Raw genomic sequence first — 15,276 nt, 5'->3', positions numbered from 1 at the left:
TGCGAGAACTGCGTCACATCTCGCGCAGAGCCGCCGCGAGCGCATCGGGTTCGACGATCGGCAGCGAGCAGACCATTCCCCTGCAGACATAAGCCGTGGCGCGCTCGCCGAGCAAGGTTTTGCCGAAAGCCGGATGCGCGCGCGGCAGTTCGGCCCCGGGCGCGATGACGTTCAAAACCCGACCGGGCCGACTGACGCCGTAGATCACTCGCTTCAGCGCCGCCGTATCCGCGGCGTCTGTTTCGCCAATCACGACGATCTGCAACGCCTCTCGCAGCATTTCGATGCCGTTCAGCAAAGACGAAAAACCAAGAACGCGTTGGCGAATCGTCCCGGCAAAGTCCTTCGCGATCGACTCGGCGCGTTGCCGGTAGACGCTCTCGCCCGTCAAATAATAGAGCTGCGCCAGCACTTGCAGCATCATGCCATTGCCCGAGGGAAGGGCGGAGTCCTCGGCGATTTTCACGCGCGCGATCAGCGTGTCAGCATCGTCGGCGGCATAGAAATAGCCGCCATGTCGATCGCGATAATGATGCTCCACATGCTCGACCCAGCGCCGGCCGTATTCAAGATAGGACGGCGCGCCGGTGGCTTCGTAGAGCGCCAGCGCCGCGCGGCACATTGCGCCGTAGTCGTCGAGGACGGCCATATGACGTGCGCGTCCGCATCGCCAGGAATGGAGCAGACGACCATCGTCCGTCGTCATCGCGCCCTTGACGAAATCGAAGGCCTCGATGGCGACATCGAGCCAGTCCCCGCGTTCAAACACGCATGCCGCCTTCGCGATGGCGGCGATCGTCAATCCATTCCAGTCCGCCAGGACCTTATCGTCGCATCCTGGCCTCACGCGGCGCTCGCGCACTAAGAACAAGGCGGCGCGGTCTCGCGCCAGCGCCGACTCGGCCTCCTCGTCCAGCAGCTCGATTGATCCGAGGCGGTTGAGAACGGATTTGCCGTGTTCCCAATTGCCTTCGCGGCTGACGCCATAGGCGCGTTCGAAGACCGGCGCGCGCGCGCCCAGCGCGTCTCGTATTTCGGTTTGGCTCCAACTGTAGAACTTGCCTTCTTCGCCGTCGCTATCGGCGTCGAGACTGCTGGCGAACCCGCCGCCTGGCGCGCGCATCTCGCGCGTCATCCACTCGATCGTCTCTGTCACGCGCAGGCGATACAGTTCGAGACGTTCGTCTTGCCAGACCTCCGTCAGCAGTTCGATCAGCTGCGCGTTGTCGTAGAGCATTTTTTCGAAATGCGGCACGAGCCATCGATTGTCGGTTGAGTAGCGCGCGAAGCCGCCGCCCAAATGGTCGTAGACGCCGCCCTGCGAAATATGATCGAGCGTCAAAACCACGGCTTGTCGCAACGAGTCGCGACCCGTCCGCTTCCAGGCCCTCCAGAGAAAATCGAGGCTGGTCGCCTGCGGGAATTTTGGCGCCGCCCCGAAGCCGCCGTCGACGTGGTCGAGCCGTTGCTCCAACTGCGCGCAAATGCTCTCGACGAGATCGGGCGAGACCGGCTCTCCGGGAGTCGTTTCGGACAGGCTGGCCAGTCCTGCGCTGAGCTCGGCGACATTATGTTCGATCGCATTCGCGCGGGTGCGCCACAGCTCCGCGATGGTTTTTAAAACCTCGGCGAAGCCGGGTCTCCCGCCCTGCGCAAAGGGCGGAAAATATGTTCCGCCCCAGAAGGGCTGGCCCTCCGGCGTCAGAAACATCGTCAAAGGCCAACCACCGCGCTGACCCATCATCATCAGGGCTTGTTGGTACAGATAGTCGACGTCCGGCCGCTCTTCGCGATCCACCTTCACATTGATGAAAGATTCGTTCATCAACGCCGCGATTTCGGCGTCCTCGAATGATTCATGCGCCATCACATGGCACCAATGGCAGGCGGCGTAGCCAGACGAGAGCAATATCGGTTTGCCCGCCTGCTTGGCGAGCGCGAGCGTGTCCGCGCTCCAAGCGTGCCAGTGCACCGGGTTGTGCTGGTGCTGCAACAAATAGGGGCTGGTCTCTTGACCGAGCCGATTGCCCTCGACGCTCATGGAGCCGTCCTCCGTGCGCCGATGACATACGGCTGCCGGACGCCGAGCGCCATTCGTCGCTGGCGGAACTCGCCGCTACGCCGCAGGCGAGGAATTTCGTCGGGCGCAGAGCGCAGAGCGGCGGCTGGGAAGAGGCGCTTCCGGAGAGGGAGTGTCGCGCGCGGCGCTTGGTTCCGCCTTAATCGGCTCACGGGCGCCGCGCGTTCGTCAATGCGGGGCGACTTCGTTGCTCGGGAGCACGTCGCGGATGCGTTTGCCTTCCACCCAGACGAAAGCCCCGTCGGCGTCAGCGCAGGCGATGTCCTGTTCGGCGATCAGCTTGTCGCAGAGCATGATGCAAATGGCGTCGATCGGCGCGTCTCTGTCGTTTTCCTCGGTCATGCGGTCGATGGAGATTTCACCCATCTCCTCGTCGTCGACCAAATGGATGATAAACACTTCTTCATGGCCCGGAGAGCCGTGCGCGTTCACCCGGAAGGTTTCCCCCTTGTAGCGGAATTCGCGTATCATTCCTGGCCCTTTTTTCATTTGCTTGGTTGTGTCCGCGATTGCGCGCCTTGGCGTTCAGCGGCTCTCGCGTGCCCGGCGCGCACGCAAACTGCGTGCCATTTGTGCGTCCTCGACCTTCGTTTTGTACGAAGAGGGGCCGAAATTGCTTTTCAAGCAGGCACGAAGCGCTTGGGAGATCAATAAAGCGCCATACCAATTCCGACGGTCTTCTCGCTAATGATCTTACCGCCGTTGGCGTCGTCGCCGGCGCGAAAATCGGCGATGCGTTTTGCGAACGACGTCTACGATGTCTCTCGCTATGTGGCTCAGCGATTGCTTTGAGCCGGCCATGAACACTCCGCGCGCCGACGCTGACGTCGTGAACTTCGGCGAACTCGACCCAAAGACCAACGAACTCCTGCAACAGGGCGTCGTCGCCTATCGGACCGACCGTGAGAAGGCCGACAACCTGTTCAAGCAGGCGTTGGCGCTGACGCCGCAGGAGCTGGCGCCCTATTACTGCCTCTACAAAATCCACACCTACATGGGCAGTCTCGACTACGCCGCTGACGTCGCCGCGCAAGGCATGAAGGAGGCCACGCGTCAGGCGGGTTGGCCGAGCGATCCTACGGCTTGGCCGGCGACGGCCGAGGCGCATGACGGGCCGGCGCGCTTCGCCCTCTATACGCTGAAGGCGCTGAGCTTCATCGAATTGAAGCGCGGTCGCAGCGACACCGCAAAGGAATATCTCGATATCCTCTCCCGGGCCGATCCGCAGGGCAGCGTCGGCTGGAAAGTGATCGAGGAATTGGCGCAGGGCAGCGTGTAATCGATGCGCATGACACGGCCATGTCGCAACCTCAACAAATCGTCGCGCGAATGTCACGCTTCGGCCGTTGCCGCGCCGCCCTTGTCGCAAACCCGACATTGCGCGCTGCGCTGGGGCGACGGGGCGCTGCTTTGCGTGGTTCTTGCATAAAACAAACTATGAACCGCGTGAGACGATCGGAATCGATCCTCGCATGTGCGAACGGAAACCCTCGCTTCGGGCTGGCGGTGGCTGTTCGAGGAAGGCGGCCATGGACGACGTAGCCACTTCACGCTCTCTGCTCACGGAAGGCGTGGCGGCAAAGCCGCCGCGGGCGAGACCCCCGTCCGCCGATACGGCGCTGCTCGGCATTTATGAAATCTCAAAAATTCTGACCGCGCCGGCCCGCCTCGAGCAGACGCTGGGCAATGTCGTCGCCGTGCTCAGCTCCTTCCTCGACATGAAATTGGGGATGATCACGATCCTTGATCAGCATGGCAATCCGGAGATCGTCGCGACCTCGGGTTGGACCAGCCGCGACGGCAGCAAGCCGCTTGACACGCTGCCGGCCAAGGTGATCGATCGGCTTGTCGCGACCGCCATGCCTGTCATTGTCGAGGACGTGTCCCGCGACCCCTTGTTCGCGACGGCTGCGGAGACGATCACCCGGGCGGTCGGCGCGAAAGTCTCCTTCCTCGCCGTTGCGATCAAGAGCGATAGCCGCGTCGTCGGGACGTTGTCGATCAATCGCACGTCAGAAGATTGGATCTCCTACGCTTTCGACGCCGATCTGCGTTTATTGACGATGATCGCCAATCTGATCGGCCAAACGGTGAAGCTGCACCGCATGTTTTCGGCCGACCGGCAGCGGCTGCTGAACGAATGCAGCACGCTGGAGAAGGCGCTGGTCTCGTGCCTGCCGAAAGAGATTCGAGGAGAGCGGCCCGACGTCGCCGGCATCATCGGCGAGAGCCCGGCGATCATGGAAGTGCTCGACACCATCGCCATCGTCGCGAAGTCCAATTCGACCGTGCTGCTGCGCGGCGAGAGCGGCACAGGCAAGGAGCTTTTTGCACGCGCGGTGCATGACCTGTCGCGCCGCAGCGCCAAGCCCTTCGTCAAGCTGAACTGCGCCGCGCTGCCGGAAAGCGTTCTCGAATCGGAGCTGTTCGGTCATGAACGCGGCGCTTTCACGGGCGCCGTCGCGCAGCGTGCGGGTCGTTTCGAACTGGCCAACGGCGGCACGCTGCTGCTCGACGAAATCGGCGAAATATCTCCCGCCTTCCAGGCGAAGCTGCTGCGCGTGCTGCAGGAAGGCGAATTCGAGCGGGTTGGCGGGTCCAAGACCTTGAAAGTCAACGTCCGCTTCGTTTTCGCGACCAACAAAAATCTCGAAGAGGCCGTCGAGAAGGGCGAGTTCCGCGCCGACCTCTATTACCGCATCAGCGTCGTGCCGGTGTTCCTGCCGCCGCTGCGCGAACGGCCCGGCGACGTTTCGCTGCTGGCGCGCAATTTCATCGAGACGTTCAACAGCGAAAACGATCAAAAGCACGAGCTCTCGGCGAGCGCCATTGAGACGCTGCAACGCTGTTACTTCCCGGGCAACGTGCGCGAACTGGAAAATTGCGTGCGCCGCACGGCGACTTTGGCGCGCGACGAAACCATCGTCGATCACGATTTCGCCTGCGCCTCCGGCAAATGCCTCTCGGCCCTGCTATGGACCAGCAGCGCCAGCGGCGCCTATCCGCATGCGCATCCCGAACCGACCGGCATGCGCGCCCCCGCTCCGCCTGAGGAGATCGCGACGGGGAGCCACGGCGCAGCAGCGCCGGTTTCGACCTTCGTCAAGGAGACCTCGTCGCGGCTGGGCCCCGCCGGGGAGGAGGAGGGCGACGGCTTTGCGTCCTCCCGCAAGATGATCGACCGCGAGCGCCTCATCGAAGGCATGGAGAAGGCCGCCTGGGTCCAGGCTAAAGCTGCGCGTCTGCTCGGGCTGTCGCTGCGCCAGGTCAATTATGCGCTGAAGAAATACAACATCGAAATAAAGCGCATCTGACCGCACCCGGCGATTGTCGCATTTAGAACATTTGTTCAGTTCATGCGGCCGAGCGACCCCTGGAGGCGGACAAAGCAGACCGGCCTTGGCGCGTGAGCTTGCAGGCGCGCATGCGATTATCTGCTTTCATTCCACGGCTTGCCGCTGGCGGCGAATGGGCGTGGTTCGCGACTGGCATGCGATTTGATGGGAGCGGAGAAGCTTGCAGTGAATCCATGAGGAATCGCGACATGGCGTACAAAATTATCGCCTCACAATGCACGGTCTGCGGGGCTTGCGAATTCGAATGTCCGAATGCGGCGATCCGCCTCAAGAACGACATGTACATCATCGACCCGAAGAAATGCACTGAGTGCGAGGGGCATTTTGACAAGCCGCAATGTGCGGTCGTCTGCCCTGTCGAAAACACATGCGTGCCGGCATAGCGCTATAAGTGCGGCCGAGCGGGGCGATGCATCGCATGGACGCAGTCGACTGGCTTGGAAACTTCCTGTCCTGCCGCGATTGTCCGCATGTGGAGATTCGCGAGAAAGGCCTTTGCGATCTCGGCCAGATTTGCGTGCGCGACCGAAGGGCCCGCCGCATAGACAGGTTCTTCGCCGCGAGTCCGCAGGAATCTGCGAAATATCTCGATCATCCCTATTTTGAACTGCGCGTCGGCGCGGTGAAATATGCGAGCGTCTTTCAGTTGCGCGCGCTGATCGATGACGAGGAGCCGGACGTTAGAGCGATGGTGGCGCAACGTTTGCCGTTGCGTCTCGCTGAAAAATTGATCGGCGATCCGGACCGTAAGGTGCGCATGGCCATGGCTCAGCGCGTCGAGGGCGCTGGCCTCGTGAGGCTGCTTTTCGATGAGGACAGCGGCGTGCGTCTGATCGCCGCCCGTCGCGCGCCTCCGGAAATCCTCGCCGGCGCGACGAATGATGACGACCCGCAGGTGCGATGCGAAGCGGCGCGCCGGATTGCGCTCGACAAGCTCCCGGCCATGGCGCGCGATCCCGAACCGCGCGTGCGCATGATTATTGCAGAGCGTCTGGCGCCGGCGCAGCTGGGGCTGCTCGTCGCCGACGATGATTTACGAGTCCGCTTCCTGGTGGCGGAGCGATGTGGGACGGAATTGCTGGCGCGTCTGCGCGACGATCCTGATCCGGAAGTGAGGCGCCTCGTCCAGGCGCGCCTGGACGAAGCGCAACAGTGAACGGAGAGCGAAATGGCGGCGGTGGAAGAGACAGTTGAACAGGTTCGCCGTGTCGGCGCTGATCAATACAAATACGGCTTCATCACCGACATCGAATCCGACCTTGCCCCGAAGGGTCTTTCCGAAGAGGTGATCCGCTTCATTTCAGCGAAGAAGGACGAGCCGGAATGGATGCTCGAATGGCGGCTCGAAGCCTATCGTCGCTGGCTGACGATGACCGAGCCGAAATGGGCGCGCGTTGACTACCCGGCGATCGACTATCAGGATCTCTATTATTACGCGGCGCCGAAATCGACGGCTGGTCCGAAATCGCTCGACGAAGTGGACCCGGAGCTGCTGCGCACATACGAAAAGCTCGGCATTCCGCTGCATGAGCGCGAAATTCTCGCCGGGGTCGAACGACCGGAGGGCGAAGAGCGCCCGCGCGTCGCGGTCGATGCGGTGTTCGACTCGGTCTCCGTCGCGACGACGTTCAAAGAGGAGTTGAAGAAGTCGGGCGTGATCTTCTGCCCGATCTCGGAGGCGCTGCGCGAGCATCCCGAGCTGGTGCGCAAATATCTCGGCACCGTGGTGCCGACCTCTGATAATTATTTTGCGACGCTCAACAGCGCGGTGTTTTCGGACGGTTCCTTCGTCTACATCCCGCCCGGCGTGCGCTGCCCGATGGAATTGTCGACCTATTTCCGCATCAACGAAAAGAACACCGGACAGTTCGAGCGGACGCTCATCATCGCCGACCGCGGGTCCTACGTCAGCTATCTCGAAGGCTGCACAGCGCCCAAGCGCGACGAAAACCAGTTGCACGCCGCGGTGGTCGAGCTCGTGGCGCTCGACGACGCCGAGATCAAATATTCAACCGTGCAGAATTGGTATCCGGGCGACGAGAACGGCAAGGGCGGAATCTATAATTTCGTGACAAAGCGCGGCGATTGCCGCGGCGCCAATTCGAAGATCAGCTGGACGCAGGTCGAGACCGGTTCGGCGATCACCTGGAAATATCCGAGCTGCGTGTTGCGCGGCGATAATTCGCGCGGCGAATTCTATTCCATCGCGATCTCCAACGGTCGCCAGCAGGTCGACTCCGGCACCAAGATGATCCATCTCGGCAAGGGCACGACGAGCCGCATCATCTCGAAGGGCATTTCCGCCGGCCGCTCGTCGAACGCCTATCGAGGCCTCGTCTCGGCGCATCGCAAGGCGGAGGGCGCCCGCAATTTCACCAATTGCGACTCGCTGCTCATCGGCGACGCCTGCAGCGCGCACACGATTCCCTACATCGAAGCGAAGAACCCCTCCTGCGTGTTCGAACACGAGGCGACGACTTCGAAAATCTCGGAGGACGTTTTGTTCTACTGCATGCAGCGTGGCTTATCGCAGGAAGATGCGACTGCGCTGGTGGTCAATGGCTTCGTGCGTGACGTGTTGCAGCAACTGCCGATGGAATTCGCGGTCGAAGCGCAAAAGCTGATCTCGGTCAGTCTCGAAGGCAGCGTCGGCTGACGCCTCTATAGATTTGGGAGTGGTGGAATGACGGCGCTACTGGAAATTCGCGACCTCAAGGCCGAGATAGCCGGCAAGCAGATCCTGAACGGTTATGACCTCACCGTGAAGGCGGGCGAGGTGCATGCGATCATGGGGCCGAACGGCTCGGGCAAATCGACGCTGTCCTACGTGCTCTCCGGCCGGCCCGGCTATAAAATCACCGAGGGACAGGCGCTGCTCGCGGGCGCCGATCTGTCGCAGATGAGCGTCGATGAGCGCGCCGCGGCCGGGCTGTTCCTCGCCTTTCAATATCCGCTGGAGGTGCCGGGCGTCGCGACGATGACCTTTTTGCGCGCCGCACTCAACGCGCAGCGCAAAAAGCGCGGCGAGGAGGAAATGTCTTCGCCCGACATGATCAAGCGCGTCAAGGAACTCGCCAAGATTCTCGACATGGACATGGAGATGCTGCGGCGTCCGGTCAACGTCGGCTTTTCCGGCGGTGAGAAGAAGCGCGCCGAAACGCTGCAGATGATGCTGCTCGAACCCAAGCTGTGCATCCTGGACGAGACCGACTCGGGGCTCGACATCGACGCGCTGAAAGTCGTCTCCAACGGCGTCAATCAATTGCGCTCGAAGGACCGCGGCATCGTTGTGATCACCCATTACCAGCGGCTGCTCGATTACATCACGCCGGACGTCGTTCATGTGCAATCGGCCGGCCGCATCGTGCGGACCGGCGGGAAGGAGCTTGCCCTGGAGCTCGAGGAAACGGGCTACGCGCGCTACCAAAGCGAGGCGGCTTAAGTCATGGGCAACGCACCGACCACTCCCGCGCGCAAACTCACCGACGCCGAGGCGCGGCTGGCGGAAATCTTCGCCATGCAGCAAAGCGCCGGCGCGCCGCAACTTGCCAAGCTGCGCACCGCCGCCTTCGACGCCTTTTCCAAGACGGGCCTGCCCAACCGACGGGACGAGGCGTGGAAATACACGGACTTGCGCGCGCTGTTGCGCGACGTGAAGCCCCTGGCCGCGCCGCCGGAAGAAAGCGCGAAGCAACACGCCCGGAATGCGGCGACGCTTACGGGCGTCGCGTCGCGGCGCGTCGTCTTCGTCGGCGGCTATTTCGCTCCAGCGCTTTCCGATCTCGCCGATCTGGAAGCAGGGCTGAGCGTGATGTCGTTGTCGGAGGCCTTGGCCAAGGGCGACGCCGCGGCGATGACGCAGATTGGGAATGTGGGCGAGGTCGACGATCCGGCCTTCGCCCTCAACACCGCCTTCATGGGCGAAGGCGTCGTCATTCGCGTTGGCGCCGGCGTATGCGTGGACAGACCGATACAATTGGTTTTCGTGGCGGGCGCGCAGCCGGCGACCTATTTCCTGCGTTCGCTGGTCATCGTTGAAAAAGGCGCGCGGGCGACTCTGATCGAGAGCTTCGAGGGCGAAACGGCGCAGGAATACCATGTGAACGCCGCGACCGAGGTTGTGCTGGAAGAGGGCGCGTCGCTGGAGCGGCTCAAGATCAGCCACGAAGGCGCCGCAGCGATGCATGTCTCGACCTTTGTCGCCTCGCTCGCCGCCGGCGCCCTGCTGAGTGATTTCGGACTCAATCTCGGCGGCGCCGTGTTGCGCAACCAGTCCTTCATCAACATCAACGGTCCAGGAGCCCACGCCGCCATGCGTGGGGCGAATATATTGAAGGGCAAGGAGCACGCCGACGCGACCTTGTTCCTCGATCATGCGGCGGAACGTTCGGAAAGCAAGGCGTTGTTCAAATCCGTGCTGGACGACTCGTCGCAGGCGGTGTTTCAGGGGAAGATCCTGGTTCGGCCCGGCGCGCAAAAGACTGACGCGCGCATGATGGCCCGTACCCTGTTGTTGTCCGAAGGGGCGCAGGCCAACTGCAAGCCGGAGCTGGAAATTTTCGCCGACGACGTGCAATGCGCGCATGGCTCGACCGTCGGCGCGCTGGACGAGAACTTGATTTTCTATCTGATGGCGCGCGGGATTCCCCAAGCGGAAGCCCAATCGCTGCTGACGGAAGCCTTCGTCGGGGAAGTGATCGACGCCGTGGAGAATCGCAGCGTTCGAGACGCTCTATCGGCGCTCGTTTCCGAGCGGCTGAGAACGCAATGATCCCACAAGCTGTGAGCGACGCCTCCATGACGTCGCTCGGTCGCGTCGTGACGTTCCGATTTGGATGTAAAGATCCACGGTAGCCGCTCGTCTATCTGGACAATGCGGCGTCGGCGCAAAAGCCTCCACACGGATAACGCGGCAGATGCGCGTCTGAGCGCATGAGCCGCCAAGCGCATCCGAACCTGTCCACGATGTTGAATCTGTAACAAGTGTCGCCACACAGAATGTCGGGACGTGTTTGAATATTTACATTGTTGGTTCACGTTACACAACTGATTTATAAAGTGAATCGGCTGTCTAGGCGCTGGCATGGTTGTTGCGATCCCTTCGACAAACTGATGCATCGGTCCGTCTCAGCCGAGAGTCGGCGGGCGACTTTGCAGCGACAGAAGGAAGCAAAGCCATGACGTCTCTGGATGTGGGAACGGCGGAGGCAGCTGAAGGGGTGAACGCGGCGGTCGCCATGGGCGACGTGATGCAGAAGATCGCCGAGCACAAGGGTTGCGGCACGTCGGGCGGCAGCGGCAAGGCGAGCTGCGGTTCGGGCGCCGGCGAGGGCGACCTGCCGACGGAGATTTGGGAGAAGGTCAAGAACCATCCCTGCTACAGCGAAGAGGCGCACCACCATTATGCGCGCATGCACGTCGCCGTCGCGCCCGCTTGCAACATCCAGTGCAACTATTGCAACCGCAAATATGATTGCGCCAATGAATCGCGTCCCGGCGTCGTCAGCGAGAAGCTGACCCCCGAGCAGGCCGCGAAGAAAGTTTTGGCCGTCGCCTCGACCATTCCGCAAATGACGGTTCTGGGCATCGCCGGCCCGGGCGATCCGCTCGCCAATCCGGAAAAAACCTTCAAGACATTCGATCTGATCTCGCGCACCGCGCCGGATATCAAGCTCTGCCTGTCGACAAATGGCCTGGCCTTGCCGGATCACGTCGACACGATCGCCGGCTACAACGTCGATCACGTCACGATCACCATCAACATGGTTGATCCAGAAGTCGGCGCGAAGATCTATCCCTGGGTGTTCTGGAAGCATAAGCGCTACACCGGCGTCGAAGCGGCGAAGCTTCTCACCGACCGGCAGCTGCAGGGCCTGGAAATGCTCACCGAGCGCGGCATTCTGTGCAAGGTGAATTCGGTGATGATCCCCGGCATCAACGACAAGCACCTCGTCGAAGTGAACAAGGCCGTCAAATCTCGCGGCGCGTTCCTGCACAATATCATGCCGCTGATCTCGGCTCCGGAGCACGGCACGGTGTTCGGCCTCAACGGCCAGCGCGGTCCGTCGGCGCAAGAGCTGAAGGCGCTGCAGGACAGCTGCGAAGGCGAGATGAATATGATGCGTCACTGCCGCCAGTGCCGCGCCGACGCGGTCGGCCTGCTCGGCGAAGATCGCAGCGCCGAATTCACCACCGAAAAGATCATGGCGATGGAGGTCGATTACGATCTCGAGTCGCGCAAGGCCTATCAGGAGAAGGTCGAAGAAGAGCGCGTCGCCAAGGTCGCCGCGAAACAGGAAGAGTTGGCGACGCTGGCCGGCGCGGCGAGCGACATCAAACTGCTGATCGCAGTGGCGACGAAGGGTTCGGGCCTCATCAACGAACATTTCGGTCACGCTAAAGAGTTCCAGGTCTACGAGCTCTCAACCTCGGGCGCGAAATTCGTCGGACATCGCCGCGTCGATCTCTACTGCCAGGGCGGATATGGCGACGAGGACAGTCTGGAGACGGTTATCCGCGCCATCAACGACTGCCATGCGGTGTTCGTCGCGAAGATCGGCGGCTGCCCGAAGAACGACCTGATCAAGGCCGGGATCGAGCCCGTCGATCAATTTGCCCATGAATTCATCGAGAAGTCGGCGATCGCCTGGTTCAAGGCCTATCTCGACAAGGTGAACAGCGGCGAAATCGAACATCAGGAGCGCGGCGACGCTGAAATCCGTCAGGGCGCGCTCATCAACGCGGCCTGAGACATGCGTCAAGGAACCAAGCTTAGGAGCAAGACATGACGCTTAAGATCATCGCGTCGCAGTGCACGAGTTGTTCGGCCTGCGAGCCGGAATGCCCGAATGTGGCGATCACCGAAAAAAACGGCACATTCGTCATCGACCCGAAGAAATGCACGGAGTGCATCGGCCATTTCGACGCGCCGCAATGCGCCGCCGTTTGTCCGGTCGACAACACTTGCGTGATCGACAATGCCTATCCGCGTTACCAAGCGCCGGCTTGAGGAGGCCTGCAATGAAATTTACGCTTACGCCGGCCGCACAAAAGTTCATCCGGCGAATGATCCAGTTCAGCGTCAATCCAGGCGGCGGCTTTCGTTTGATGGTGTCGCCCGGCGGGTGCTCGGGGCTCAGCGCGCTCTTCGACGTCGAAGCCGCGCCGCGCGCCGGCGACCAGGAATTCGTCGTCGACGGCGTGAAGTTCTTCCTGCCCGCCGAAAGCCGCCTGCTGCTTGATGGCGTCACGATTGATTTCGCCGATTCCTCTTCAAGCGGCGGGCTCGTCTTTCACGATCCCAAGAACACGGGATCATGCAAGAGCGCCGGCGGACCTGTGGCGGAGCATGTGCATTAAAGGCGCGCGTCATGGTGAATGGCGAGCATGCCGCTCTGAACCCCGACGAGAAGGAACTTCTCGCCGGGGCGCTGCTTGGCGAGGGCCTGCCGCCGGAAGCCGAAGAATTTCTCCATCTCGCCAGCGAAACCTACGCCGACTCTGAAACGGCGGAGCGCTATCTGCGCCAGGCCCAACAATGGGCCCCGGATCATGCCGCGGTGTTGATCGGCTTCTATCGCTTTTACTTTTACAAAGGCAGATTGAAAGAAGCATTGGAGATCGCCAATCGCTGTCTGGAAAAGGCGGCGCGCGAAAACAATATGCCGCGAGATTGGCGACGCGCCTCGGCGCAGGACGCGGTTTTCGATCGCTACGACGAAATGCTGCCGCGCTTCTTTCTCTTTACCTTGAAGGGCTACGCCTATCTGCAGATGCGCTTGGGGGAGCTCGAGGAAAGCCGGGTCGCAATCGCCAAGCTTCTCGAACTCGATCCAACGGACAAGATTGGCGCCAAGGTTCTTCTCGGCATTCTCGACAGAATCGGCCTCGAAGATGACGCGTGAGATCGACGAAGCGCGCGACTGGCGCGGTATGGATATCGATTGTGCGAACTGCGCGCATCGAGACCTGCTGGCCGCAGGAAGGTGCGAATTGCGTAAAGCCTGCGTACACGACCGATATGCGCGGCGCATCGATCGCTTCTTCAATTGGAATCCCGAGCTCGCCGACGGCTATCTTTCGCATCCACATTTCGAAGTGCGCGCCATAGCGGCGAAATTCGCCAATCCGTTTCTCTTGCCGCGCCTATTGTCGGATCCCGATGAAACCGTGCGCTGGGAAGCCGTGCGGCGATTACCTGCGCGCTATCAATGCGAATTGCGCAATGATCCGCATCGCGAAGTGCGCATTCGCGTCGCCACTCTGCTCGACGATCCAGATCTTCTGCCGATGATGCAGGACGAGGATTATTACGTGCGAATCGTGATCGCGCGGAAGGTTGCGCCGGCGCTGCTGGTGATGATGTTCGATGACCCGGAAGTGGAAGTCCGGCGTATTGTCGCGCAACGTATCGACGCCCAGTGGCTCGGGCGAATGTGTCGAGATTCGAACGCCGAAGTGCGCCTTGAAGCGGCGCAAAGGATGACGCCCGAACAATTGTCGGATTTGAGGGATGACGTCGATTGGCGTGTGCGCCATTACGTCGCGACTAGATTGAATGTGGAAGAAATCGAACATTTGATCAACGACAGCGATCCGCTCGTCGCGGAAGCGGCCCGCGAGCGTCTCGCGGGCGAAGCATCGAAAGGATGACAGCCTGCCGACGACGTCGCGCCATTGGCGCCGCCGCGTGGCCGCATCAGTTTTAAGTCGGCTTCAACTCGCTGCTCGCCCCACGGCGAACTCCAAGGACGCGCCGCCCGCCGTCGGGACCGTTCCGGCCGCCATAGCGTCGGCGAGCCTGTCCAGTCGGATCAACGCTAGGCCCCGATCGCCACTGTGCGACCCCGCCACGCCGATTTCGATCTCGCCCGTCATGACTTTTGTTCCCGGCGCTGGGGCCACGCCATTCACATGGTAAGGCGTCACGCGTTTGCGCGCGAGGCTGCGATGATTGGTGCGCGACACCCCTTCCCGGCCGATCTAGTTGGTGACGAGATTATGCAAGAATTTGGTCGCGTCGGCCCCGGCAATTTCGACAATGCCGCGATCCTGCAGGCTGATGACTGCTGACATTGTGTCTTATGCTCCAACCGCGTCGGTAAGCCGCCGCGGTTTGTCATACGCGCACGACTCGCCGGAGAGACTCTGGAAGCAGCAATGTTGCCATTTGGAGCTCTTCGACGATGCCGAACCTTTTTCGGGCGGCCGGTCCGGGAGCGGGAAAGGCGGACGTGCGGCTATACCGCCGAGCGGGACGCACATCATTTGCTCCACGACGCAAAGCTCGTCGTCGCGCCGCCTCTCTCAAGCAAGCCACTGAGAACGACGCTATGACGACGAAAAAGATCACAAAAAATGTCGACCGCCGTCGGCAATAGCTTTGTCGTCCACATCACATCGTTGTTCGCTTTTTGACATCGAACACCCCGTCGACGGCATTCGACAACTAATTGTTTTTAAAATGTATTCTTTTGGAGGCCGCACCCCGCAAGTCATGGCATGGACATTGCGAAAGAGGGACCGGCTCGAAAATCGAGGGCCGTCGCAGAGAACCTCTTACTGGGAGTCCTTCTCTAACTCGGCAGCGAAGCAAGGCGCCGCGACAGAGCTGCGGCAAAGAGTAGGGGCCCAAGAGGAGACAGACATGTCGTCACTACGGCAAATCGCATTTTATGGCAAAGGGGGCATCGGCAAGTCGACGACGTCCCAGAACACGCTAGCCGCTCTGGCGGAGATGGGTCATCGCATTCTGATCGTCGGTTGCGATCCGAAGGCTGACTCGACGCGCCTCATTCTGCACGCCAAGGCGCAGGACACCATCCTGAGCCTCGCCGCCAA

16 protein-coding genes are annotated in these 15,276 nt (G+C 61.3%); 13 read left to right on the top strand and 3 right to left on the bottom strand.

Features of this window, described 5'->3' with window-relative positions; all coding sequences use genetic code 11:
* Window positions 1–13: 13 nt before the first annotated feature.
* Window positions 14–2,041 carry a thioredoxin domain-containing protein gene (locus NEI07_RS18595; protein WP_256036713.1) on the bottom strand — a complete coding sequence of 676 codons (2,028 nt, stop codon included), beginning with the start codon at window positions 2,039–2,041 and terminating at the stop codon, window positions 14–16.
* A gap of 207 nt (window positions 2,042–2,248) precedes the next feature.
* Window positions 2,249–2,551 carry a hypothetical protein gene (locus NEI07_RS18590; protein WP_014892088.1) on the bottom strand — a complete coding sequence of 101 codons (303 nt, stop codon included), beginning with the start codon at window positions 2,549–2,551 and terminating at the stop codon, window positions 2,249–2,251.
* Window positions 2,552–2,879: 328 nt separating this feature from the next.
* Here NEI07_RS18590 and NEI07_RS18585 point away from each other — a divergent pair, with 328 nt between their 5' ends.
* From NEI07_RS18585 to NEI07_RS18530, 12 genes are all read left to right on the top strand, one after another.
* The gene (locus NEI07_RS18585; protein ID WP_256036711.1) at window positions 2,880–3,359 is read left to right on the top strand and encodes a tetratricopeptide repeat protein; all 480 of its coding nucleotides are present in this window, start codon (window positions 2,880–2,882) and stop codon (window positions 3,357–3,359) included.
* A gap of 250 nt (window positions 3,360–3,609) precedes the next feature.
* Window positions 3,610–5,394: a nif-specific transcriptional activator NifA gene (gene nifA / locus NEI07_RS18580; RefSeq protein WP_256036710.1), complete on the top strand. Its 1,785-nt coding sequence runs from the start codon at window positions 3,610–3,612 to the stop codon at window positions 5,392–5,394.
* A gap of 230 nt (window positions 5,395–5,624) precedes the next feature.
* Window positions 5,625–5,819, top strand: a complete 195-nt coding sequence (locus tag NEI07_RS18575; RefSeq protein ID WP_018406744.1) for a 4Fe-4S binding protein — start codon at window positions 5,625–5,627, stop codon at window positions 5,817–5,819.
* A gap of 35 nt (window positions 5,820–5,854) precedes the next feature.
* Window positions 5,855–6,592, top strand: a complete 738-nt coding sequence (locus tag NEI07_RS18570; RefSeq protein WP_256036707.1) for a 4Fe4S-binding leucine-rich repeat protein — start codon at window positions 5,855–5,857, stop codon at window positions 6,590–6,592.
* A gap of 12 nt (window positions 6,593–6,604) precedes the next feature.
* Window positions 6,605–8,092 (top strand): Fe-S cluster assembly protein SufB, encoded by a 1,488-nt coding sequence (gene sufB, locus NEI07_RS18565; protein WP_256036704.1) that lies wholly within the window; start codon window positions 6,605–6,607, stop codon window positions 8,090–8,092.
* Between the two features lie 27 nt (window positions 8,093–8,119).
* Window positions 8,120–8,878: a Fe-S cluster assembly ATPase SufC gene (gene sufC, locus NEI07_RS18560; RefSeq protein WP_256036703.1), complete on the top strand. Its 759-nt coding sequence runs from the start codon at window positions 8,120–8,122 to the stop codon at window positions 8,876–8,878.
* Between the two features lie 3 nt (window positions 8,879–8,881).
* Entirely contained in the window at window positions 8,882–10,207 is a 1,326-nt protein-coding gene (sufD, locus tag NEI07_RS18555) for a Fe-S cluster assembly protein SufD (RefSeq protein ID WP_256036701.1), read from the top strand.
* A 466-nt stretch (window positions 10,208–10,673) separates the two neighbouring features.
* Entirely contained in the window at window positions 10,674–12,185 is a 1,512-nt protein-coding gene (nifB, locus tag NEI07_RS18550; protein ID WP_051013311.1) for a nitrogenase cofactor biosynthesis protein NifB, read from the top strand.
* Window positions 12,186–12,220: 35 nt separating this feature from the next.
* Window positions 12,221–12,445, top strand: coding sequence for a 4Fe-4S binding protein (locus NEI07_RS18545; protein ID WP_014892097.1), 225 nt, complete (start codon window positions 12,221–12,223; stop codon window positions 12,443–12,445).
* Window positions 12,446–12,456: 11 nt separating this feature from the next.
* Window positions 12,457–12,795: a HesB/IscA family protein gene (locus tag NEI07_RS18540; protein WP_256036698.1), complete on the top strand. Its 339-nt coding sequence runs from the start codon at window positions 12,457–12,459 to the stop codon at window positions 12,793–12,795.
* Window positions 12,796–12,806: 11 nt separating this feature from the next.
* A complete protein-coding gene (locus tag NEI07_RS18535; protein ID WP_256036696.1) occupies window positions 12,807–13,340 on the top strand; it encodes a tetratricopeptide repeat protein in 534 nt (177 codons plus the stop codon).
* A complete protein-coding gene (locus tag NEI07_RS18530) occupies window positions 13,330–14,088 on the top strand; it encodes a 4Fe4S-binding leucine-rich repeat protein (RefSeq protein WP_256036695.1) in 759 nt (252 codons plus the stop codon). The genes NEI07_RS18535 and NEI07_RS18530 overlap by 11 nt, the downstream gene beginning before the upstream one ends.
* Window positions 14,089–14,151: 63 nt before the next feature.
* Here NEI07_RS18530 and NEI07_RS18525 read toward each other — a convergent pair whose 3' ends face one another.
* A complete protein-coding gene (locus NEI07_RS18525) occupies window positions 14,152–14,403 on the bottom strand; it encodes a hypothetical protein (RefSeq protein ID WP_256036693.1) in 252 nt (83 codons plus the stop codon).
* Between the two features lie 679 nt (window positions 14,404–15,082).
* Here NEI07_RS18525 and NEI07_RS18520 point away from each other — a divergent pair.
* Window positions 15,083–15,276: AAA family ATPase (locus NEI07_RS18520; RefSeq protein WP_256036690.1), on the top strand; the 194-nt coding region annotated here is incomplete at its 3' end.

The organism is Methylocystis suflitae, assembly GCF_024448135.1.
GTDB classification, from domain to species: Bacteria; Pseudomonadota; Alphaproteobacteria; order Rhizobiales; family Beijerinckiaceae; genus Methylocystis; species Methylocystis suflitae.
The sequence above is the reverse complement of the archived record's forward strand: the minus strand, read 5'-3'. Positions and strand labels throughout refer to the sequence as shown.

What these genes read in the sequence shown, in the direction of transcription:
- NEI07_RS18595 (WP_256036713.1), bottom strand. Translation starts at nt 2,041, where the DNA reads ATGAGCGTCGAGGGCAATCGGCTCGGTCAAGAGACCAGCCCCTATTTG.
- NEI07_RS18590 (WP_014892088.1), bottom strand. Translation starts at nt 2,551, where the DNA reads ATGATACGCGAATTCCGCTACAAGGGGGAAACCTTCCGGGTGAACGCG.
- NEI07_RS18585 (WP_256036711.1), top strand. Translation starts at nt 2,880, where the DNA reads ATGAACACTCCGCGCGCCGACGCTGACGTCGTGAACTTCGGCGAACTC.
- nifA (WP_256036710.1), top strand. Translation starts at nt 3,610, where the DNA reads ATGGACGACGTAGCCACTTCACGCTCTCTGCTCACGGAAGGCGTGGCG.
- NEI07_RS18575 (WP_018406744.1), top strand. Translation starts at nt 5,625, where the DNA reads ATGGCGTACAAAATTATCGCCTCACAATGCACGGTCTGCGGGGCTTGC.
- NEI07_RS18570 (WP_256036707.1), top strand. Translation starts at nt 5,855, where the DNA reads ATGGACGCAGTCGACTGGCTTGGAAACTTCCTGTCCTGCCGCGATTGT.
- sufB (WP_256036704.1), top strand. Translation starts at nt 6,605, where the DNA reads ATGGCGGCGGTGGAAGAGACAGTTGAACAGGTTCGCCGTGTCGGCGCT.
- sufC (WP_256036703.1), top strand. Translation starts at nt 8,120, where the DNA reads ATGACGGCGCTACTGGAAATTCGCGACCTCAAGGCCGAGATAGCCGGC.
- sufD (WP_256036701.1), top strand. Translation starts at nt 8,882, where the DNA reads ATGGGCAACGCACCGACCACTCCCGCGCGCAAACTCACCGACGCCGAG.
- nifB (WP_051013311.1), top strand. Translation starts at nt 10,674, where the DNA reads ATGGGCGACGTGATGCAGAAGATCGCCGAGCACAAGGGTTGCGGCACG.
- NEI07_RS18545 (WP_014892097.1), top strand. Translation starts at nt 12,221, where the DNA reads ATGACGCTTAAGATCATCGCGTCGCAGTGCACGAGTTGTTCGGCCTGC.
- NEI07_RS18540 (WP_256036698.1), top strand. Translation starts at nt 12,457, where the DNA reads ATGAAATTTACGCTTACGCCGGCCGCACAAAAGTTCATCCGGCGAATG.
- NEI07_RS18535 (WP_256036696.1), top strand. Translation starts at nt 12,807, where the DNA reads ATGGTGAATGGCGAGCATGCCGCTCTGAACCCCGACGAGAAGGAACTT.
- NEI07_RS18530 (WP_256036695.1), top strand. Translation starts at nt 13,330, where the DNA reads ATGACGCGTGAGATCGACGAAGCGCGCGACTGGCGCGGTATGGATATC.